Annotated in this window: 15 protein-coding genes; 2 read left to right on the forward strand and 13 right to left on the reverse strand. The window is 64.1% G+C overall.

The window, feature by feature from the left end; all coding sequences use genetic code 11:
• Window positions 1-68 precede the first annotated feature (68 nt).
• From ACMGG8_RS20200 to ACMGG8_RS20240, 9 genes are all read right to left on the reverse strand, one after another.
• Window positions 69-3,161 (reverse strand): autotransporter domain-containing protein, encoded by a 3,093-nt coding sequence (locus tag ACMGG8_RS20200; protein ID WP_414158279.1) that lies wholly within the window; start codon window positions 3,159-3,161, stop codon window positions 69-71.
• Between the two features lie 521 nt (window positions 3,162-3,682).
• Window positions 3,683-5,365 (reverse strand): polyurethanase, encoded by a 1,683-nt coding sequence (locus tag ACMGG8_RS20205; RefSeq protein WP_414158280.1) that lies wholly within the window; start codon window positions 5,363-5,365, stop codon window positions 3,683-3,685.
• Between the two features lie 30 nt (window positions 5,366-5,395).
• A complete protein-coding gene (locus ACMGG8_RS20210; RefSeq protein ID WP_060839148.1) occupies window positions 5,396-6,757 on the reverse strand; it encodes a TolC family outer membrane protein in 1,362 nt (453 codons plus the stop codon).
• Between the two features lie 2 nt (window positions 6,758-6,759).
• Window positions 6,760-8,076, reverse strand: coding sequence for an HlyD family type I secretion periplasmic adaptor subunit (locus ACMGG8_RS20215; protein ID WP_375136244.1), 1,317 nt, complete (start codon window positions 8,074-8,076; stop codon window positions 6,760-6,762).
• A 14-nt stretch (window positions 8,077-8,090) separates the two neighbouring features.
• Window positions 8,091-9,872: a type I secretion system permease/ATPase gene (locus ACMGG8_RS20220; protein WP_108543503.1), complete on the reverse strand. Its 1,782-nt coding sequence runs from the start codon at window positions 9,870-9,872 to the stop codon at window positions 8,091-8,093.
• 209 nt (window positions 9,873-10,081) lie between these two features.
• The gene (locus ACMGG8_RS20225; protein WP_060843493.1) at window positions 10,082-10,465 is read right to left on the reverse strand and encodes an AprI/Inh family metalloprotease inhibitor; all 384 of its coding nucleotides are present in this window, start codon (window positions 10,463-10,465) and stop codon (window positions 10,082-10,084) included.
• Window positions 10,466-10,559: 94 nt separating this feature from the next.
• Complete coding sequence (locus ACMGG8_RS20230) at window positions 10,560-12,008, reverse strand: serralysin family metalloprotease (protein WP_060839144.1); 1,449 nt, start codon at window positions 12,006-12,008, stop codon at window positions 10,560-10,562.
• Window positions 12,009-12,307: 299 nt separating this feature from the next.
• The gene (locus ACMGG8_RS20235; protein WP_414158281.1) at window positions 12,308-13,408 is read right to left on the reverse strand and encodes a P1 family peptidase; all 1,101 of its coding nucleotides are present in this window, start codon (window positions 13,406-13,408) and stop codon (window positions 12,308-12,310) included.
• A 9-nt stretch (window positions 13,409-13,417) separates the two neighbouring features.
• On the reverse strand, window positions 13,418-14,782 hold the full coding sequence (locus tag ACMGG8_RS20240; RefSeq protein ID WP_060839142.1) for an APC family permease: 1,365 nt from the start codon (window positions 14,780-14,782) through the stop codon (window positions 13,418-13,420).
• Window positions 14,783-14,987: 205 nt separating this feature from the next.
• Between ACMGG8_RS20240 and ACMGG8_RS20245 the strand changes: the two genes are divergently transcribed.
• Window positions 14,988-15,791, forward strand: a complete 804-nt coding sequence (locus ACMGG8_RS20245) for a helix-turn-helix transcriptional regulator (RefSeq protein WP_060839141.1) — start codon at window positions 14,988-14,990, stop codon at window positions 15,789-15,791.
• 179 nt (window positions 15,792-15,970) lie between these two features.
• On the opposite strand, the gene feaR is transcribed toward ACMGG8_RS20245, so the two are convergent.
• From feaR to ACMGG8_RS20265, 4 genes are all read right to left on the reverse strand, one after another.
• Window positions 15,971-16,909: a transcriptional regulator FeaR gene (gene feaR, locus ACMGG8_RS20250; protein WP_060839140.1), complete on the reverse strand. Its 939-nt coding sequence runs from the start codon at window positions 16,907-16,909 to the stop codon at window positions 15,971-15,973.
• Window positions 16,910-17,059: 150 nt separating this feature from the next.
• Window positions 17,060-17,653: a DUF3156 family protein gene (locus ACMGG8_RS20255; RefSeq protein WP_414158282.1), complete on the reverse strand. Its 594-nt coding sequence runs from the start codon at window positions 17,651-17,653 to the stop codon at window positions 17,060-17,062.
• Window positions 17,619-19,139, reverse strand: coding sequence for an APC family permease (locus ACMGG8_RS20260; RefSeq protein ID WP_060843491.1), 1,521 nt, complete (start codon window positions 19,137-19,139; stop codon window positions 17,619-17,621). The genes ACMGG8_RS20255 and ACMGG8_RS20260 overlap by 35 nt, the downstream gene beginning before the upstream one ends.
• 210 nt (window positions 19,140-19,349) lie before the next feature.
• Complete coding sequence (locus ACMGG8_RS20265; protein ID WP_108543499.1) at window positions 19,350-20,837, reverse strand: aldehyde dehydrogenase family protein; 1,488 nt, start codon at window positions 20,835-20,837, stop codon at window positions 19,350-19,352.
• A 225-nt stretch (window positions 20,838-21,062) separates the two neighbouring features.
• On the opposite strand from ACMGG8_RS20265, the gene ACMGG8_RS20270 reads away from it, so the two are divergent.
• Window positions 21,063-22,397 (forward strand): aspartate aminotransferase family protein, encoded by a 1,335-nt coding sequence (locus ACMGG8_RS20270; RefSeq protein ID WP_129406010.1) that lies wholly within the window; start codon window positions 21,063-21,065, stop codon window positions 22,395-22,397.
• Window positions 22,398-22,518 lie beyond the last annotated feature (121 nt).

The raw sequence follows: 22,518 nt of genomic DNA on the forward strand, positions 1-22,518 counted from the left end.
AGGCCCTCCAAGCCCGTTTCCGGGTCCGCAGGACCTGTACAACACCTTGCACATCCGTTGCCTGGGTCTTAGAAAGTCCAGTCCAGGGTCAAGCCGACCCCATGGTTCCGGTCACGGCTGCCCAGCAACCCGTTGTAATCCAGATTGACCCGGGTCTGTCGACCCAGGGCAATGCCCGCCCGTGCACCGACGACCGCTGCATCCCGGTCCAGTGACAGGCTCTGCACCTTGTAGCTTTGTCCACCGTCGGCAAACGCCAGATGCTGATCGGCGCCGGTGGCGCTCAGATTGTGCTGCCAGCCGAGGGTAGCGGACAGTTCCACAGTCTGCCCGGAAGACAACTGCAACTGCTTGCCGGCACGCATGCCCAGGGTCGAGAGCCAGGCCTCGCGATTGTCGCTATCGCCCTTGAGTGTCGTGGCGCCGCCGTGTTCCTTGAAACGCTCGCTGTCCACCTGCACATAGGCCAGGCTGGCAAAGGGTTCCAGGGCCATGGGCTGCAGATCCAGGTGCCACGCCGCCTCGCCGAACAACTGCAGGCTGCGGGCATCACGCTTGCTCTTCTGGCGATCGGCAACCTCGTCGTATTGCAGCTCGCGCCGGGTCGCGATGCGGTGCCAGCTGTAGGAACCGCCCAGGCTCAGGCGCAGTTGTGCAAGCTCGCGTCCGGCGTAGGCACCCAGGTGGTAGCTGTCGATGCTGGCCGAAGAATGCCGGCCATCGCCCATGCTCAGCGAGCTGTCGCTGTAGCCGGTGAACACGCCCAGACGGGTGCTCGGGTCCACTTGCCCGTCGACACCGGCCAGCAGGCCGCCGATGGAGCGGGTGTAGCCGGCTCGATCCTGGCCGCCGTCGGCCTTGCCCCAGGCGCCGAGGGTCTTGAGCCACAGCCCCTGCTCGCCGCCCTTGACGGTAGGCACCGCGTCCCCGCCCTGCTGGCGCAGCCGCTCACCCATCGCGTCACGCAGGTAGCGGCTGTCATTGAGCAACTGGCTGCCAACGGCCGGATGAATTTCCCCGGACAGTTGCTCGAAGGCCTGTTGTGCACTGGCCGCGCTGGCGGCCAGCAGCAGGCTTTCATACACCGGGTTGCCCGCCCCCAGTTGCTCGGCAGCATCGGCCACCGAACGCTGGTTGGGGCTCAGGCCGATGCTGCTGAACGAGGTGGCATTGCGCGCCACCGCCAGCTGCACACCGCCGGCGCTGTAATTGAGGTTGCCCCCCAGAAACAGCGAGTTGGACCGCACCGGGCCAAAGCTGCCCTGCACGCCATTGGCGGCCTGGAGGATATCCAGCTGCCGCCCCACCAGGCTCGGGACCCGCTGTGCATTGAGGGACAATCCCGGGTTTTCCAGTTCCAGAGCCAGGCTGGCCCCGCCGAGGGTTGCCTGGCCGTCGCTGACAATCCGGTCGCTGCCGCTGGGGGACACCTCCACCGCGTAGGTCGAACCCGGGAGGAAGTTCACATCGGCGCTGACATGCAAGGTGCCGATGGAGTTGCCCGGGGCCACAATCGCGCCCGGGTTGGCGGTCAGTGCGCCCACGCGGCCCGTGCCGCCGAGGATGCCACCAGCGTTCACCGTCACCGCCGACAGCAGCGAGCCGTTGACCGCCAGCCGCCCCTGGTTGACCAGGGTCGGCCCGGCGTAGGTGTTGGCGCCGCTGAGCACCAGGGTGCCGACGCCTTGCTTGGTCAGGCCACCGTGGCCACTGATGTCGTTGCTCCAGATATCCAGCACACAGCTGATGTCATTGCAGCGCCGCTGGGTCGGCTTGCCGGCATCCAGCAACGCGCCATAGCCCGGCAGGTCAGCGACGAACTGGGACGAGCCGTAGCCGCCCTGGACCCGCAGCGCCTCGGGGATGTCCGCCTCGGTCACCAGCATCCCCGGCCCGCGAATGCCCTTGTCCAGATTGATCATCCCCCAGCCGTACAGCTCATCGACGCCCGGGGCGCCGAGGTCAGTGGCCGTGGTGCGCAGGACACTGGCGACCTGGGCCGCGCTCATGTAGGGGAAACGCTCCATCAACACCGCCGCGGCACCGGCCGCATGGGGCGCGGCCATGGAGGTGCCGTTCTTGTTGGCATAGCCCAGGGTCATGTTCGCAAGGCTGGTGCCACCGATCACCGAGCTGTAGATCCGCGTGCCGGGGGCCGACACGCAAAAGCTCGCGGTGTAGCCGCAACGCGAGGAAAAGGTGCTGATGACGTAGGGATCGGCGCTGCTGGTGTCGGGGTTCTGCTGCAAGGCCGCCACGGTCAGCCAGTTGGGGGCGATCTCCGGTACAAAGTAGGCCAGCCCGGCAATAGCGTCGGGGTTGTTCAGGTTGTAATCGTTGCCGGCGGCGAAAATCGTCAGCACCCCGCTGCGGGCTGCGGCGATGGCCCCGTCGTAGGCGCCGCCCGGCAAGCTGCCCAGCAGCGGCTGGATCTGCGCGAACTGTGCCCGGGCGTCATCCAGGGTGAAGTGCGGGAACGCCGGATCGCGCCCGCCTTTGCTGAAGCGATCGGTGATGCCGATGCCCCAGCTGTTGTTGATGATCCGCGCGCCGATGGCCACCAGGCCGTCCCAGCCGGCCTTGTACACCGCGCCATCGTTGCCGAGGATGATGCCGTCCTCGGGGCCGGGGTCGCCGTTGTCGGCACTGATGATCTGGGCGTCGAAGGCCACCCCGTGCATCGCCCCACCGTCGCGGTTACCGGCGGCAATCCCGCCGACGTGAGTACCGTGAGAACCCAGCTTGCCGTCCGAGCCCACCGAGGGGCGACCGTCATAGACGAAGGCATCGCCGGCCCGCACCGGAATATAGGGATCGGTGTACTGGCGAATGCCGCTGGTGATCAGGGTCAGCACCTTGCCCGGGCTGGCGAACTCCGGATGCTGGGCATACACCGGCTGGTCGAAGATCCCCAGCTTGACGCCCTTGCCGCTGTAACCGGCGGCATAGGCACTGTCGGCATGAATCGCCCCCAGGCCCCAATCGGCCTTGAACTCGGCGCTGCGCCAGCTGCCAGCGTCGCCCCGACGGCCGTTCTCCACATAGGGCGCCGCCTGGGCCGTGCCCAGCAGCGCCACCCAACCCAACAGTGCCGGAGCCAGGGTCAACCATCCCCGTTCCTGCCCAAGCACAGCGCCATCCTTGCGTTTGACTTGCTTCACTTCGACCTTCCTTAGTTGTGTTGCGAAATGGCCCTGGCAGGCTCCCTGCCCGCCGCTCGAATGACGTCGTGGAAACGCCATTGCAGATTGACTCCGACACCCTTGTGTCGCTCACCAACACCCCAGGCGCGCCAATGCCGCAGCACAGGCGCACGGGACTGGGCAGCACCTGCTGGGCTTGCTGGTTGTTCGAATAAGGGGAAGGTTCCATGGCCAGCGCCAGAGCGCCGATGGCATGGGGAGCGGGAACGCCCCGCTGGCCGGTGTTCCGAACGGCGTTGGGCGGCCGTCAACGGCAGGCCTGCGGTAAACGCCAGGCACACCGTGCCCGCCAGCCTGTTGAACTGATGACATCTGACATCCATGTTGATGACTTCTCGTTTTTTGTTGTTGTTCGATCGTCCATCCAGGACGGATCAGGATGTTGCCGGCGACTTCAGGGGCGCCACCCCGACTCTCTCTGGGTTCAAGGTCCGCAAATCCGGGGGAGCGAATCCTGCGCTCCCCCGGCCGAGGCTGAATCAGGCGAACACGATGCCTGAACCGTTGAGCCCCTCAATACCGACCCCCACCAGGGTCACCGAGTGCTCGCCCACCTTGAGCAAGGTGTCGTTACCGCTCTGGGACAGGTGCTGGCGATAGTCGTACTGGCTGTCGATGCCCGGCACGCCCATGAACACCAGCTTGTCGCTGTACTGGTAGCCCTGGATCAGGTCGAGCCCGAAGTGACCACTGAACAGAAAGGTGTTGGCCCCGCCCCCGGTGGAATGCATGACGTCGTTGCCGGCACCGCCGACGAAGGTCACGTTGGCCTTGTCGCTGCTGAGCAGGTCGTCGCCGCCATGGCCGAACAGCCAATCGCCGTCGACGCTGGCCACCAGCGCGTTGCCATAGGCATCGCCGTTGAGGGAGTGGTTATAGGCGGTCCACTGGTTGCCGTGCTGCAGGCCGTCGGCGGTCACGCTGTAGCTGACATCCTTGCCGAACAGTTGCCACCAGCTCCCGGCCTCGTGGCTGACCAGGGCCCTCACGTCGCGGGTCATGCTGATGCCGCCATAGGCATCGCGGATATACAGGGTGCCGTCGCCGTCGTTGGCGATGGAGAAGTTCTGCAGCGGCTGTTGCAGCTCCAGGACGTTGTGCCCCTGGCCGCCATGGATGATGTTGTAGCCGCCGTCGTCACGAAAACGGTCATCCCCGGCACCGCCGTCCAGGTAGTCATTGCCCTTGCCGCCGTGCAGCAGGTCGTTGCTCTGGGTGCCGATGATCAGGGTACTGCCGGTGTGTTTCTGCGCGTTCAGATTGAGGTCCTTGACCCACACCTGATCACGCTGGCCCTCGGACAGGTTGGAGATCACCACCGTCGAGTCGCGGCTGGTCAGGTCATAGAAGTCCGAGCCGATCAGGCGGTTGAGGCCCGCGGCGTAATCCACCGCGCTGTGGGCCGACCAGGACTTGGGGTTGAGGATGCTCTGGGGAATCCACTGGCCAAGGAACGATGAGTAGTGATCGGTGAAACTGACGAGGTTGTTGGTCGCCGACTCCTGGGGCTTGTCGTGGGTGCCCAGGGACGACGCGTTGAAGTGGGTGCCGTCCAGAACGCGGAACACCGGGTCGTTTTCATAGCCGATGTTCAGCACCTTGTCGCCGGCGCTCTGGGTCGGCGAGGCGAAGGCCAGGTAGCTGGCGTCCTGGTAGAAGCTGCCCCAGTGATCGGTGCTCAGGCTCGCCAGGCTGTTGACCCCCAGCCCGCCCAGGCTGTGGCCGGTGACCAGCACGTCGCTGCCGCTCAGGCCCTGGGCCGTGGCGAAGGCGGCGACCTTGCCCAGCAGGTTGTCGAAGGCCAGTCGACTGTAGTTGTCGGCAAACCCCGAGACGAAGGCCGCCTGCAGGTCGTTGAGGCCGTCCTTGAGGCTGTCGGTGCCGCGAAAACTGATGCCGATGGACAGCAACTGCCCGGCGCCGTCGTACTTGCCCAGGATCTCGACCTGGGCATCGCTGACCACGGCCTGTTCGCCGGAAATGGTGCCCTGGGCGCTGACATGGCCCTGATAGCCCAGCTGCGAGGCGCTGATGGGCCGCCAGGACGTGCCCGGCAAGGCCTCGCCAGTGGGGTTCGATGCATACAGGGCCAGGGTGATGGCCTCGCTGTACTGGGCCTTGCCGGCACTGCCCAGCGCACTTTTGTAGTCGAAGATGCTCATGTGCGTTGCTCCTTTTTATCCTGCGGCCCGTCAGGGCCCGGTGCGCTGACCGAAGGCCTCATCGACCCGGGCCAGATCTTCTTCACGCAAGGTTCCCGCGTAGTAGTGCAACTTGGTCCAGGCCATCAGGTAGTCATAACGGGCCTGGGCCAGGTCCCGCCGGGTGGTGTAGAGCTGCTGCTCGGCATTGAGCGCATCCAGGTTGACCCGTTCACCGCCAAGAATGCTCTGCCTGGTGGACACCACCAGGGCCTCGGCCGACGTCAGGGCTTTCTGGTAGGCGCGCAATTTGCTCACCCCCGATAGACAGGCACTGAATTGCCGCCGCAGTTCAATCAGGGTTTCCCGGGTCTTGCCGTCCAGTTCGTATTCGGCCTGCTCCATGGCGCGGCTGGCCTGGCGAGTGGAGGCCGACACCCCGCCACCGGCGTACAGCGGCAAGCTGACTTCGATGCCGATGGTGTTGGTGTCGTAGCGCTGGTTGTAGGTGTTGCCGCTTTCCGATTCGTTCTGCCGCACGCTGGCGTAGGCGCTGAGCTTGGGCAGGTGCCCGGCACGGTTGCGCTCCACTTCATAGCGCGCCACCTCGACCCGCTGCCGCTGGGACGCCAGCACCGGGTTGTTGCTCAGGGCCATCTCGTGCCAGGTGTCGTAATTGGCCGGGCTCAGGGCGAAGGACTGGAAGTTTTCCTGCAGCGGATCGAGGTCGCGCACGTCGATGTCGGGCACGCCGATCAACGCCCCCAGCTCACGCAAGGCCGCGTCCTGTTCGTCCCGGGCCTCGATCTCTTCGGCGGTGGCCAGCTCGTAGCGCGACTCGGCCTCGAGGATGTCGGTGCGGGTGCCCTCGCCCTGCTGGAACATGTGCCGGTTCTGCTGGAACTGTTGCTCGAAGGCCTTCTTCTTGGCCTGGGCGATCTCGATCTGATCCTGGGCGAACAGGGCCTTGGTGTAGTAACTGAGCACCCGCACCAGCAACTCCTGGCTCTTGCCGCGAAAGTTCTCGTCGGCGAACAGGGCCTGGGCCACGCCCTTGCGGTAGTTGGCGTAGGCCTCGTAGTCGATCAGCGGCTGCTGCAGGGTCAGGGACGAGCCGTAGCTGTCGTAGTTGCGTTTTTCGCTGACGCTGCCGCGCACGGTGTCCAGGTAGGTGACCTTGGAGTTGTTGTGGCCCTTGTTGTAGCTGTAGCCCACCTTGGGCAGCAGACCGGCGCGGCCGATGGCGCGGTTCTCCAGGCCGGCGTCGCGCTCCTTGATGGCGCCGAGGAACACCGGGTCGTTGCGCAGCGCTTGTTCGTAGATCTGGAACGGGCCCATGGCCCGGGCCCCCTGGCACACCAGCAAGGACAAGGCGGCGGCGAGGATGGAAAGCTTACTCATACGACGCGACATCCTTATTCTTCGGTCAGTGCGGAGCCGGCCCGGTCGAGCAGTGGCTTGAACAGGTAATTGAGCAGTGAGCGCTCGCCGGTGCGCACGAACATCTCCGCCGGCATCCCGGGCTTGATCACCAGTCCGTTGAGCTTCTCCATGGCCTGGTCGCTGACGCTGCTGCGCAGCACGTAGTACGGCATGCCGGTTTTCTCGTCGACCATCTGGTCGGCGGAAACCAGGCTGACCTCACCGGACACCCTTGGCGTGCGGCTCTGGTTGAAGGCCGTGAAGAGGATGTCCACCGGCAGATGGGGGCCGACCTTGTCCACCAGGTTCACCGGCAGCCGCCCTTCCACTTCCAGGTGCGTGCCCTGGGGCACGATCTCCAGCAGGGTTTCGCCCTGGCGCACCACCGCGCCTTCGGTGTGCACCCCGAGGTTGACCGCGATGCCGTCGGCGGTGGCGATGATCTCGCTGTGCTGCAAGTCGAAACCGGCCGAGGTCAGTTGCTGCTCCAGGGTCTGGGTCTTGAGCTGGGCCTCGGCCAGCTGGCTGCGCACCTCTTTCTGATATTCCTCGCTGTGCTGCTGCAGCTTGAGCCGGGATTCGAGAATGCCCTGCTCGATACGGCCGCTTTCGCCGGTGTTCTGCGCCAGTTCCTGCTGCACCTGGGACAGTTGGCGCTGGTATTCCAGCAGGCGGTTGCGCGGGATATAGCCGTTGTCCGCCAAGGGCTGCAGGTTGCTCAGTTGCTGGCGCAGGGACTCGGCCTGATTGCCCAGGTCGGTGCGTGCGCGACGCATGCCCGCCAGTTGCGCGGTGGCGCCTTCGATGTTGGCGCGGATGCCCGCCTGCTCGCGCAGGAATGCCTCGCGCCGACTGCTGAACAGCTGACGCTGGCCTTCCAGCACCAGGGCCAGGCGCGGGTCGTCACTGCTGCTCAGTTGCGCTGGAAAGTCCACCTGCTTGAGGTTGTCGCGCTCGCTACGCCAGCGCGCCAGACTGGCCACCGCCATGCGGTACTGGGCCTGCAGGGATTGCACATCCGCGGCGACCTGGGTCTGGTCCAGGCGAAACAGCGGCTGGCCCTGCTTCACGCTTTCGCCCTCGCGCACCAGGATGCGGCTGACCACCCCACTGCTCATGGACTGCACCGCCTTGCGCTTGCCGGACACCACCACCGTGCCTTGCACCGGGATACCCTGGTCCAGGGGCGCCAGCGCGGCCCAGACAAAGAAACTGCCGGCCCCCACCAGGGCCAGAATCCAGCCCAGGCGAGCGAAAAAGCCAGCGTCGCGCTCCACGCGTTCGGGCGCGTAATCCTGTTCGATCATCATCTCGCGGTCCTTGCTCATGCGCCTTTATTCCGTGTCGGAGCCTGATACTGGCGGCTCATGCTCAAGCCGCCGGGAGCAGCCGCCACCGGCTTGGGGCTTTCCTGGGCGGCTGGCGACTGACCGCCGGACAGCGCCTTGAGCACCTCCTGGCTGGGGCCGAAGGCCTGCAAGCGCCCTTCGTTGAGCACCAGCAGCTTGTCGGCCAGGGCCAGCACCGATGAGCGATGGGTCACCAGCACCACGCTGGCGCCCCGGGCCTTGAGCTGGGCAATGGCCGCCGCCAGGGCGCTTTCGCCCACGGTGTCGAGGTTGGAGTTGGGTTCGTCGAGCACCACCAGACTCGGGTTGCCGTACAGCGCCCGGGCCAGGGCCACCCGCTGTTTCTGCCCGCCGGACAGGCCGCTGCCGTCGTCCCCGAGCACGGTGTCGTAGCCCTGGGGCAGGCGCAGGATCAGTTCGTGCACCCCGGCCAGTTGGGCGGCCTGGACCACCCGCTCCGGGTCGGCCTCGCGGAAACGCGCGATGTTCTCGGCGATGCTGCCGCTGAACAGTTCGATGTCCTGGGGCAAGTAACCGATGTAGGGCCCCAGCTCATCGCGATTCCAGCGGTGAATGTCGGCACCGTCCAGGCGCACCGTGCCACCCAGGGTCGGCCAGACCCCCACCAGTACCCGGGCCAGGGTCGACTTGCCGGAACCGGAAGCCCCCAGTACACCCAGCACTTCACCGGCATTGAGGTTGAAGGTCACTTGCTGCAGGGTGGCCATCCGCCGCCCGGGCGGCCCGGCGCTGACTTGCTCGAAGCTCACCTGGCCCTTGGGCGCTGGCAGCGACATGGCGCTGTCGCCCGGGGCGAACTCGCGCAGCAGCGCATCCAGGCGGCGGTAGGCCAGCTTGGCCGAACTCCACTGCTTCCACACCGCGATCAACTGGTCGATGGGGCTCAGCACCCGGCCCATGAGGATCGACCCGGCGATCATCATCCCGGCGGTCATGTCGCCCTTGATCACCAGCAAGGCGCCCAGGCCCAGCACCAGCGATTGCAGGCACAGGCGCAGGGTCTTGCTCAGGGAGCTGATCACCGAGCCGGTGTCGCTGGCCTGGTTCTGCATGCCGAGAAACCGCGAATGCACCACGAACCAGCGCTTGCGCAGGGCCCCGAGCATGCCCATGGCCTGGATGGTTTCTGCGTTGTGCAGATGACTGGTGGCCAGTTGGGTGGATTTCTGCGAAAACCCGCTGGCCTCGGCTAGGGGCTTTTTGGTCATGGCCTCGTTGAAGCAGGCCAGCCCGATCAGCAACAAGGCACCGGCGGTGGCGAACACGCCGAGCCAGACGTTGAAGGCGTAGATCACCAAGAGATAGATGGGAAACCAGGGAGCATCGAAGAAGGCGAACAGTGCCGGTCCGGTGAGGAACTGGCGAATATGGGTCAGGTCCCCCAGGGACTGCCCGGCATGGCCTTCGCCACGGGCCAGGTTGCGTTCGAAGGCGGCCTGATAGACCCGCAGGTTGAAACGCCGCTCCAGCTGGCTGCCGATGCGAATGACGATAAAGCTGCGCACCACTTCCAGCAGCCCGATAAACACGAAGAAGCCCACCACCATCAGCGACAGCATCACCAGGGTGGTTTCATTCTGCGAAGACAGCACCCGGTCGTAGACCTGCAACATATAAATGGAAGGCACCAGCATCAGCACATTAATCAAGGCGGTGAAACAGCCAACACTGATCAGAATGCCCTTGTATTCGCCCAATGCCTTAAACAGTGGTGCAGGATGACTATTGTTCAGCATCTTCAACATTTTCCCTGAGTCGACCCTGCGCGCCGAACGCGAGTACCTCATATACGGCGCAACTAAAGATGTGCGCCCCTTAGTCTCGAAGTCTGCGGACACACCCGAACCGGACAACTGGGTTAATAGCTATCCGGTTATAAACCTGTCGATTAAAAGAGTGGCAAGTTAAAGCCATCCAAGAATAAACGAACAACCTGCCGCATTAATTAGTCAGCACGCTGCAATATGATCAAACCGTCGCCTTTGAGGCGCGCTTCGTACAGGCCTTCTCTCTGTCGACTGAAAAAGATAATTCTTGAACCTTCGCGTCCGGTGATGGCAATACCGTCGGGCTCCGGAAACCAGCCCACCGCCGCCTCGCCGATCCACGTCGACAGGCACTCGGCGCCGTCTCCCAGGGCTGCGTTTTGCAACAGGTCCAGGGCACAGGCGGCGCCAGGTTCGCTCTGTTGCTGCAACTGCCAGTGTCCAACCAGTTCCGAGGGGTCCGCCAAGCGCAGGCTGCTTGCCATGGTTATTGCTCCGTAGAAGATCATCAGCGTCGCCAGCAGCCAGGTGGCCGCCTTGCGATGCAAGGTGTGTGGGGTCATGGGGGTGCTCCGTCCGCCCGGTAGACTGGCTCAGCCCCGGGGCCAATGCAACAGCGCAAGGCAGCGCCTGGACGCTGCCTTGCGCCTGTTTCAATCAGGCAATGATGTCGCTGACCGCTGCCTGGCCCACGGTGCTGACCAGGAAGTCCGCCACGCCATGCCCGGAGAAGTCCACGGACAAGGTGCTGACCCCACCGGAAGTGCTGAGGATCGCGTCACCCGCCGCGCCGGTGAAGGCATTGACGAAGTGCAGGCCCGCGCCCTTGGTGATCCCGGTCAGGTCGATCTTGTCCAGGCCGCTGACAAAATCCATGATCTGATCGGCCGCGCCCGGCTTGGAATCGCTGCTGGCACCGAACACGAAGGTGTCCGCGCCCGCACCGCCCCACAGCTGGTCCGCACCACCGGCGCCGTAGATGATGTCGTTGCCGGCACCGCCCTTGAGCACGTTGGCCGCCTCGTTACCGATCAGCAGATCGTTGCCCGAGCCACCGAAGGCGTTTTCCACGGTCACGCCCTGGGCGATGGAAACGTTGCCCACCATGCCGCCAACGTCGGAGAACGAACCGGCATTGAGGTTGATCTTCTGGTTCTGGGTGAAGCCGGAGAAATCCAGGGTGTCGTTGCCGCCACCGTCCCACACCGAGAACACCAGCTTGTCGGCGGAGGAACTGGCGCTGTAGAAATCGCGCCCGGTATTGGAGTTGAAACCGTAGGTGGTATCACCGGCACGGGTGCTGTAGTTGGCCCCGTAGAGTTTCTGGATGGCGGCGATATCGTCCATCAGCGGACCGGACGAATAGGCTTCGACCCCGCCCTTGCTGAAGTTCTGGCCGGTGTTGCTTTCACTCCAGTAGCTCATGACGCTGTAGCCACGGGTGTCCTGGCCGTAGCTGGCGTCTTTATAGCTGGGGTTGCCTTCGCCGGCGTTGTAGTCGCCAGGGTGAGCCAGGCCCAGGGTGTGACCGATCTCATGAGTCAGGGTCTGACGGCCATAGTTGTTCAGGTCGGGGTTCTTGTTCTGGGTGTAGCCACTGTTGATCAGGTACCACGAGGTGCCGTCGTAGCCGGCACCGGTGCCCGGCAGGTAGGCGAAGGCCGCCGCGCCGTCCTGGCCGCCGCTGTAGTTGCCGAAGGTCATGTGACCATCGCCACCCGAGGCTTTTTCGGTAAACACCACGTTGGCCACATCGGCCCACGACTGCATGGCCAGCACCGCCTGGGCCTTCTGTTGAGCGCTGAACTGGCTGAACCCGGTGATGCCATGCTTGTTCATGGTGCTCGAGGAGGCCGAGGTCAGGAAGGTATAGGTCAGGTCGATCTTGCCGTTACCGTTCAGGTCCTTGTAGGCAGCGCCGTCACGCAGCAGTTGCGTGGCGGCCTGATCGACCGAAAACGACGCTTTGCCATTGAGCGTGAGATTGCCGCCACGATCGTATTGATGACTGAAGCTATTGATCTGGTTATACGCCGAACTTGCTGCGGCCAAAGGCACCAGTTGCTGTTCAGCAGATGCAATAGCGTTCTCTGTTACTTTCGACATAAACACACTTCCTTGTAATCAATGGAACAGTTTTTGTCAGATAGCGACAATCCCTGGCGAGATCGTCCTATCACTCGCCCTAAGCAGGCGAAAGAAAGCTGACACAATTTGAAATCAGACGTCCACTATTTTTTTGGCGTCAAATTCCACTGTTCCGAGAAACTCCAGCAAACAATGACCGCGCAGTCGAAAGATTATTTTTAAACCGATTAACGGCTGATATTGTCAGACAATCTACAATTTAATTATTAAATATCCATTGGACTCAATATGCCGACCAGGTCGCACTTTCAAGTCGGTTAACTTATGTTCCAACCAGTTAGTTCCAATGCTTGCAGCAATACTTGCGGGGTCAGCGCCGGCACCTGCGCGCCGTCGTCACCGGTCATCGGTTCACCTGCCAGCAGGGCGTTGATGATGGCTTCCTCCACGGCCTCGGCGGCCGCGCTGAACAGCGGCGAGATGTGATCGTTGTTGAGCATCGCCAGCGGCGAGGTCAGTCCCAGGTCCTTGCGCGCGTAATCCGCAGTGGGCAGGTCCCGGTTTCCCGTGGCAAAGGCCAGGAAGATATCGCCACTGGAATCCTCGGTGCCGCCACCGGTGCGGGCGATGCCAATCGAGGCCCGTTGCGCCAGGCGCTGGCATTGATGAGGCAAGAGGGGCGCATCGGTGGCCAGGATCACCACGATCGAGCCCATGCCCGGAGTCCCGCGTTCGGCAAAGGGCGAGACGATGCCCCCCAGCCGACGCCCCACCGGGTAACCGTCCACCCGCAACTCTTCACGCTTGCCGTGGTTGGCCTGGACCAGGGCGCCGACGGTATAGCCGCCCTGCTCCGCCGTCAGCCGCCGCGACGCCGTGCCGATACCGCCCTTGAACTCGTGGCAGATCATCCCGGTGCCGCCGCCCACCGCGCCCTCGGCCACCGGCCCGGATTCGGCGCTGGCCAGGGCCTGGCGCACCTGTTGCGACCCCACATGCTGCCCCCAGATGTCGTTGAGCAGACCGTCGTAGGTTTCCATCACCACCGGCATGCACCAGTACACCGCCGGGTCTGCCAGGGCTTCGCGCTCCAGGGCGATCAGGGTGTCGCGGACCACGCCGACGCTGTGGGTATTGGTGATGGCCAGCGGCGTGGTCAGGGTGCCCGCTTCGCGAATCCACTCCAGGCCCGTGGCATCGCCGTTGCCGTTGAGCACATGGCAGCCGGCGAAACAGGGCTGCAACCGCGCATGCCCGTCCCGGGGCTGGACCAGGGTCACCCCGGTGCGCACCTGCTTGCCGCCCACGGTGGTTTTCAGGGTGCTGTGCCCTACCCGTACCCCGGGTACGTCGGTGATCGCATTGAACGGGCCCGGCGCCCCCAACCCCAGCTTGATGCCCAACTCACGTGCTCGCATATCCACTCCTTACAATTTCTGGAACGCCGGGCTGTACCGGCCATTAGTGCCATAGAGAATCACCGACAGCGCCAGCAGCCCGATGATCACCATGAGGTCCCGCACAGAAGCCTCAAGCAACAGTGTGATCAGCAAGTACCCGGCACCGAGCACCGCCAGCAGCGCCGGCAGCGGCCACAACGGCATGCGGTAGGGATGCTCGCGATCGCGCAGCCGCACCCGGCTTACCAATGCGCTGAGGGCGACGATCAGGTACACCAGCATGATCAACAGCACGCTGAAGGACGTGAGGTCCGCCAGATTCGAGCTAAAACTGAGTACTGCCGAAGGAATCGCCAGGAACAGCGTAGCCAGCCATGGCGAGTCCCAGCGCGGGTGGATCCGTGTGAACAGGCGGTTGATGCCGGGCGTCCACAAGGCGTCCCGGCCGCTGCTGAACACCACGCGGCCGATCTGGATAACGATGGCGACGATGGCGTTGAACACCGACAGGAAGATCCCGCCACTGACGACCCTGGCGAGGGTTTCGTTGCCATGGCTGGTGAGTAGGTAGCCGATGGGATCGGGGCTGGCCAGCAAAGTGCTCAGGGACGGCGCGCCAATCAGCAAGGCGGTGAGCGGCACCAGCTCGATGATCACCACCAGCACCAGGGACCAGAGCACCGCCTTGTGCACGCCGCGGCCCTTGCATTTCATGTCTTCGGCCAGCAGCACCGCCGGTCCATAGCCGTTGTAGGAAAACAGGCCGATGCCCACCGCCCCGATCACCAGGGCCCAGGGCGCCATCTGCAACACGCCATGGTCGACGATCTGCGGTTGCAGGAGGATGCCGAGGGGCTGCGAGGCGTTGCCAAAGCCCAGCCAGACGATGACCAGCAAGGCCGCCACTTCCAGCAGCAGGCACGTGCCGGTAATCCAGGCATTGAGCTTGATGTTGAGAATGCCCAGCAGATAACTGCAGACCACGATCACCAGGGCCACGGTCTGGGAATCGAAGTTCGTGCCCAGGGCGTTGTTCAGGTACGTGGCGGCCCCCGTGGCCAGTACCGGCGGGATGAACAGCAGCATCACCAGCACCGTGAGGAAGGTGGCATAGCCGGCCATGCCGCCAAACACCCGCTTGGCATACACGTACTCGCCCCCCGCGCTGTTATGGGCGCGGCCCAGCTCGGCGTAGCAGAAGGCAAACATCAGCGCCAGCAACCCGGCCATGACGAACGCCAGGAACACCCCGCTGCCGGCCTGATGGATGGCAAAGGGCGCAATCACGAACACTGAACTGGCGGGCGTCACACCGGACACGGTGATGGCCACCACATCGAACACACTCAAGGTTGGTTTCAGCGCGCCGTCAGGCGCTGCGGGAGAGCTCATATCGTTATCCTCGTGTTTATTGTTGGTCTGAGGCAGAAACGAAATCCATCGGGCGGGCGCATTCTGGGACGCGCTTGGTGGGAGCTACTCTAGGCAGTTGCAGCATCTTGCCCAATTCCCCTATTGGAGTACTCCCCTTGACGGCGACCGGCAAATCGACGAAACCGTGCCACGACACTTTCGCCGAATCAGTGGAGCAAGGCCTTTGAGTAATCTGTTCAGGGAAGTCGGCCTGCATGCCGGCCTGGGTCGCACCCTCACGTTGATCGGCAACCCGCGCTTCTGGAAACAGCTGGTGTTGCTGCTGCACCAGGCCACGCCGTTCGACAACGCCCTGGCGATCTTCTACCCGCGCGAAGGCCCGCCCCAGGCGCTGGAGGAATATGACGCCGAACCCAGCAGCAAGCCGGCCTCGATGCTCACCTACCTGAACGGCCTGTACCTGCTCGACCCGTTCTTCCAGGCCTGCCGCGAGGGCTATCCCAGCGGCCTGTATCGCCTGGAGGAAGTGGCCCCGGACCACTTTCGCCAGAGCGAGTACTTTCTCAGCTACTTCCACGACAACGTTCTGGAAGACGAAGTGCAGTTCATCCTGCAACTGCCCGATACCGGCACCCTGTCCCTGTCACTGGGCAGTCAGCGCGTGTTCAACAGCGAGGAAATCGGCCAGCTCACCACCTTTGCCGCCTGGGTGCTGCCGCTGATGCAGCAGCATTGGCAGCACAGCCAGCTCCGCCCTCAGCTTCCGGTCGCCGAAGAAATGGCCAGCCAGATTCGTGACGCCCTGAGTCATTTCGGCAGCGCCGTGCTGTCGGATCGCGAACTGGAGATCGCCCGCCTGATCCTGCGCGGGTTTTCCTCCAAGGCCATGGCCGAGCGCCTGAAGATTTCGCCGGACACCATCAAGGTCCACCGCCGCCACCTGTACGCCAAGCTGGACATCTCCAGCCAGCCGGAACTGTTTTCCCTGTTCATCCAGTCCCTGGGCCACGACCTGGAAAATCCCTGAAGCCCGTTCAGGGGATACTGTCGCCAGTGTTCTCGGGGGCTGTATTGCTGCCTGCTTGCTTGCCTTCCGTAGGAGCTGGCTTGCCAGCGAAGGCGTCCGCCGGGCAACGCAACATCCAAGGGCCCCTTCGCCGGCAAGCCGGCTCCTCCATGGCCGGCGCAGGCGTCAGACTCAGGTTGCTACGCGTTGAGGGAGCGGGCGCGGAAGTCACGGGGCGATTGTTCGAAATGCTTCTTGAAGGTCCGACTGAAATGCGCCGAATCGGTGAAGCCCCACTTGAAGGCAATGTCGGTGATCGACTCATTGCGCAATTGCGGATTGCTCAGATCGGCGGCGCTGCGCTTGAGTCGCGAGCGCTGGATGAATCGGCATACGCTGTCGCCCTGCTCTTCAAACAGTCGGTACAGCTGGCGCACCGAGATGTTCAACTGCGCCGCCAGGGAGACCGGGGTCAGCCCCGGCTCGTTGAGGGATTGATTGATCAGTTGCCGGGCCTGGTCACGCAGGCAGTGGCCATGCAGGCCGTGGTCAAAGCCATCCAGGGTGCTGGCGGTCTGGCGCAAGGTCGGCCCGAGCAAGGCAATCAGGGCTTCCTGCAAGGCCTGCCCCTCCTGTTGCGCGGCACACCCCTGCAGATCACCGGCGCAGATCTGCTCCACCAGCAAGCGCATCAAGCGACCACTGGCGCAGTTCTGTGACAGCTTGCCGAACTTGCGTTGCTGCTGCGGCAGATGCCGGTAGACCTCTTCCCGGCACAGGTGGAACGAAGCGTGTTCGATCAAACCGTGGGGCACGATCTCGCAGGCACCGGCGGAATCCAGCAGGGCCATGTCGCCGGGGCCCAGCTCGACACTCTCGCCGCCCTGGCTCAGGCGGGCGTGACCACTGCGCTGGATGATCAGGAAACAATGACGGTCGTCCTCCTGGTCGACCTTGGTGCTCTGCCGGGAAATCAGCCCGGCGTTGGTGCGGATCTGCGCCACTTCTAGGCCGGCGTAATCCTGCAGACCCACTTCACCGATGAACAGAGCGGGGTTGCGTGCCGGGCGGGCCTCGAATCGGCCGCAGACACCCTGCAAGGCGCCTACCCAGGAACTGAAACTATGCGAAGCAAGCACTGTGCACCTCCATAAGCCGGTTTCAGACCGCCTTTGTTGTTATGGCGATATCATTAACATGTTATCTATTTGCCAGGCAAGGCGCCTGACAGCATGGATAGTCTGTTATGGCTTAAGCAGGGTGTATGCCAGTACTTGCGGTTATGTCGGTCAGAATTCTCGCAGAAGCTTGTACAACTCGGTGAAGCTGCCCAACAGCGCCTGCCGCTGTTCGGCGCTCAAGCGAATATAGCGCCGGAACCCGGGCAGACGATTGACCACCTCACTGGCGGCGAAATGCTCCAGGCGCACTTGCCACCCCTGGTCATCCCGCCACAGTTCCAGGCGCTTGAAGTCCAACGGCAGCAAGCTCTCGAGTAACTTGCGGTCGCTGCTCAGCCGCTGCAGCAAGGGCGTCCATGGCCCAGTCTCTGCGGCCAGCAAACGGGCGGCGACACCCCGACGGCGGATCGCCCCGGTGTGGTGCAAATTGATTCGCACCTGCCCCGCCCCCGCGGCGGGTATTCGCAAGCGCCATTCACAGACCACGATATGCATCAGAAACTGCGCCAGCGGACGCTCATGCACCGTGAACTCCAGCCCTGTTTGCGGACAGCGAAAGACAGCCCCGGCTGCGCCGCAAGGGGTGCAGTCGAACCCCGCCAGATCCCTTCGCAAGTGCCCCAGGGTCACCCCGGGGCAATAGCCCGAAGGCGCCTGGCGCCACCAGTCAAAGAGGTTTTGTCGCCAGCTTGAAAGACTCATCGGCCAGATGCTCCCGAGGACGGTTGTCGGTATCCGCTGCAAGGCCCAGGGCCTGCTCCAGCACCTCCTCCACCGGCACGGGCCGGAACGGATTGACCTTCTGCACCAGCAGGGTCCAGACCAGGGCATAGAGGGCGGTCAGGCCGAGCATGCTGCCGAAGGGTACATAGATGTCCCGTGGGTTCATCCCCGGTGGCGTGATGAACCACATGCCCAGCAGGATCCCCACTGAAGACAGGACCTGCGGCAGGGGGAACCAGGGCGATTTGTAGGCACGGGGCAGATCCGGCCGGCGAATGCGCAGCACCACCACCGACAGGGTCACCAGCAGGTAGGCGGTGCTCCAGGCACAGACCGCCGCCAGCACCAGGTGCATGATGCTGTCCGTGCTGCCGCCCAGCCACCAGGCATGCAGGCAGGGAATCAGCACTGCCACGGCGATGCACAGCAAGGGAGTCTTGAAACGCGGGTGCAGGTAGGTGAAGACCTTGGGCAAGGCACCGTCCAGCGCCATGCCGTAGAGGATTCGCGGCAGGCCGGCCATCAGGGTGTTGATGGTGGCGGCGCCGGCAAACAACAGGCCAATGCCCAGCCAGATACGGCCGAACGGCCCCATGATCTGTTCGGCGAAATGCGGAATGGCCATGGGCGTGTCCAGCAGGTGCACGCTGCCGTCCTCGCTCAGGGCGATGTTCTCCACCTGGCGCTTCATGGCCGCGCCATAGATGAACATGCACAGCGCCACCCCCACCAGCCCCAGGGCCATGGCCCGGGGAATGGTCCTGGCGGCCTTGCGGACATCCGGGGTCAGGGGCGTGACGAACTCGCAACCGACGAACATGAACATGGCCATGCCCACCAGGGACAGGATGGTTGGCAGGTCGGTCCCCACCATGGACGCGCCGAACCAGCCGTCGAGCGCCACCGCTGGCGCCTTGATCACCCCCAGCACGCCAAAGACCATGAGGGTGGTCCACATGCCGAAGGTCAGGATCACTTCGGCACGACTGAAGGCGGTGATCCCTACCGCGTTGAGCAGGCCGAAGAACAGCACCAGCCCCACGCCCACCAGCCAGGCGCTGCCACTCTGCTCCAGCAGGGTGTTGAGGGATTCGAAGTTCACCAGGGCCATGATGCCGCTGAGAATGGTTTCCGCCGTGCCGGCGAACACATGCACGATCAGGTAGGCGGACAAGGTGCCGGTGATGGCGAAGAAACGCCCCAGTCCGCAGGCCAGGTAGTCATAGACCGAACCGTTGGTGGGCAGCAGGCAGGCCGCTTCGGCGAAGGTGGTGGACTGCGCCAGCATCATCAGCAAGGCGATCAGCATCGCCGCGGCAAACGCGCCGCCGCCGATCCCGAATCCGGTGGTGGCCGTGAGGATCACCGGGCTGGCCATGATCAGCCCCACGGCGCTGGCCAGTGCCGTGGGAAAACCGACTACCCCCTGGTCCAGGTGGCGCTTGAGTCTGTCGTTGAGCGACATGATGGTAAACCTCGAAAGCATGGGTTGATGATTGTTGTTCTAGGCATTTCAAGGGCACGCCTGATGGCGCAGTGCTTGGCTGTCTGACGCAGCTGTCGGCACATGTTCGGCCTGGTCCGCAGGAGCGGGCTTGTCAGCGAAGGTGTCCTCAAGGGCAACGCAAAACTCGAGGGCCTGCTCGCCGGCAAGCCGGCTCCTGCGGGGGCGATTTCAATAGGCGATGCACACCGACTTGTTCTCGGTGTAGGCCTCGATGGCCGCATGGCCCATCTCACGGCCGATGCCCGACTGCTTGTAGCCACCGAAAGGCATCGACGGGTCCAGCATGTTGTGGGTGTTGACCCACACCGTGCCGGCCTTGATCTGTGGAATCAGTTGCATGACCCGCCCCAGATCGTTGGACCAGATGCTCGCCCCCAGCCCGTACTGGTTGTCGTTGGCCAGCCCCACCACGTCATCCAGGGTGTCGAACGGCGTGGCCACCACCACCGGGCCGAAGATCTCCTCGCGCACCAGTTGCTGGTCGGCACGCACATCGGCGACCACCGTGGGACGGACATAGAAACCCTGCTCGCCATGGGCGACACCGCCACACAGCAGCCGGGCCCCCTCTTCGACTCCGCGCCGGACCATCTGCAGCACGCGCTTCTGCTGCTTGGCGGAGATCAGCGGGTTGATCTGCGCCTGCTCGTCGAGCCCCGGCCCGATGCTCAGGGAGTCGGCGATGCCCACCAGCCGCTCCAGCACCTCGTGATAGATCCCGCGCTGGATGTACAGGCGCGACCCCGCGGTGCAGACCTGGCCCTGATTGAAGAAGATCGCCGCGGCAGCACCGGCGGCGGCGGTCTGCGGATCGCAGTCGTCGAGGACGATCACCGGCGACTTGCCCCCCAGCTCCAGGGAGAAGCGTGTCATGTTGTCCACCGCGGCATGGCCGATCAGCTTGCCGACCTGGGTCGAGCCGGTGAACGCCAGCTTGTCGATACCCGGATGGGCGGCCAGCGCCGCTCCGGCCTGGGCGCCGCTGCCGGTCACCACATTGACCACGCCGGGCGCGATCCCCGCCTCCAGGCACAGCTGGCCCAGACGCAGCGCGGTCAGCGGGGTTTCGTCCGCAGGCTTGAGCACCACGGTGCAACCGCAGGCCAGGGCGGGAACGATTTTCCAGATGGCCATCAGCAACGGAAAATTCCACGGCACTATGGCACCGACCACCCCCACCGGTTCCGGCACCGTGTAGGCGCGGTACTGCGCCCCCGGCACCGCAGCGATGGAAACGTCCAGGCTCTTGCCTTCGATCTTGGTGGCCCACCCGGCCATGTAGCGGGTGAACTCCGCAGCGGCCCCTACCTCCAGGGCCCGAGCCAGGTGAATCGACTGACCGTTGTTGAGGGTTTCCAGCTGGGCCAGTTCCTCGCCATGGCTCTCCAGCAGGTCCGCCAGCTTCAACAGCAGGCGTTCGCGATCCGCCGGGCGCAGCGCCTTCCAGCTGCCCTCGAACGCCCGGCGCGCGGCACCCACCGCCAGATCGATGTCGGCCTGGTCGGCGGCGGCAACCTGGGTCAACTGCTCGCCGCTGGCGGGGTTGTACACCGGCATCCGCGCCCCGGAGAGCGCCGGCTGGCTGTGACCGTCAATCAGCAGACCGTGCTGACTGTCTATGAATGCAGCGACACGTGGGTCGATGGCAACGCTCATCTTCAATCCTCGCAGTTGGACCTTGTTCGACCTGGACTTTGAGCCCAAAGCCGCGTGCCGTCTTGATCCTGGCTGCCGCAAAACTTGGCCCTGGCTGCCAGTCGCGCCGGCTGCAGCGCCGCTGGCAGCCTGGGTCAAATGCCCTGGCACACAGAGGCAAGCCAGCCGCCGGCAAATGACGCACTAATAGCTCCACGCTGTCCGTGCGATTTCAGGAGACTCAACGTGAGCGAAGCAAGCCGTTTCTGGCACCCCATGCTGCACCCCAACGAAATGAAGCAACGCGAGCCGATCCGCATCGTTCGCGGTGATGGCTGCTATGTCTATGACGACCAGGGCCACCAGCTGGTGGATGGCGTTGCCGGGCTGTGGAACGTCAACGTCGGCCACAACCGCAAGGAAGTGAAAGCCGCCATCACCGCGCAGCTCGATGAGCTGGAGTACTTCCAGCTGTTCGACGGGGTCAGCCACCCACGGGCCGAGGAACTGTCCCGGGTGGTGATGAACCTGCTGGAGCCCGAGGACATGACCCGGGTGTCCTTCAGTTCCGGCGGCTCGGACGCCATCGAGAGCGCGCTGAAACTGGCCCGCCAGTACTGGAAGCTCGAAGGCCAGGCCGATCGCACCAAGTTCATTTCCCTGCGCCAGGGCTATCACGGCACCCATTTCGGGGGGGCCTCGGTCAACGGCAACACCGTGTTCCGGCGCAACTACGAGCCTTTGCTGCCCGGTTGCTACCACATCGACACGCCCTGGCTGTACCGCAACCCCTACAGCCAGGATCCAGAGGAACTGGGCAAGATCTGCGCCGACCTGCTGGAGCGGGAAATCCAGTTCCAGAGCCCGGACACCGTGGCGGCGTTCATTGCCGAGCCGATCCAGGGCGCTGGCGGCGTCATAGTGCCTCCGGCCAACTACTGGCCATTGATCCGCGAAGTCTGCGACAAGTACGGGGTCCTGCTGATCGCCGATGAGGTGGTCACCGGCTTCGGGCGCAGCGGCTCGATGTTCGGCAGCCGCCTGTGGGGCGTCAAACCCGACATCATGTGCCTGGCCAAGGGCATCACCTCGGGCTACATCCCCCTGGGCGCCACCGTGGTCAATCGCCGGATCGAGGCGGCCTTCGAAAAGAACACCAACTTCACGGGCGCCATCATGCATGGCTACACCTACTCCGGGCACCCCGTGGCCTGCGCCGCCGCCCTGGCCTGCCTGGACATCGTGGTCAAGGAAGACCTGCCGGCCAACGCGGCGAAAATGGGCGACTACATGCTCGGCAAGCTGCGGCCCTTCGTTGATCGCTTCGAAAGCGTCGGCGAAGTGCGCGGTCAGGGTCTGATGCTGGCCCTGGACCTGGTGGCGGACAAGACCACCCGCGAGCCCATCGACCCCATGAGCGGCTACGCCAATCAGGTGGCGCAGATTGCCCGGGACAACGGCGTCATGGTGCGCCCGGTGGGCACCAAGATCATTCTCTCGCCGCCTTTGGTGATCCAGCAGGCCCAGGTGGACGCCATAGTCGACGCCCTGGCCGAGGGGCTGAGCCGGGCTCGCCGCTAACCCCACCGCAGGCTGCGATCCATGAAGCACGGATCGCAGCCTGAATGGACCGAATACCTGCCAGGGAGACCACTTCCGTTTTTCATCGGTGGCGTGCATAAAGCACAGGCACAGATAACCA

The sequence above is a fragment of the Pseudomonas sp. BNK-45 genome (genome assembly GCF_047456255.1).
Classification (GTDB): Bacteria; Pseudomonadota; Gammaproteobacteria; order Pseudomonadales; family Pseudomonadaceae; genus Aquipseudomonas.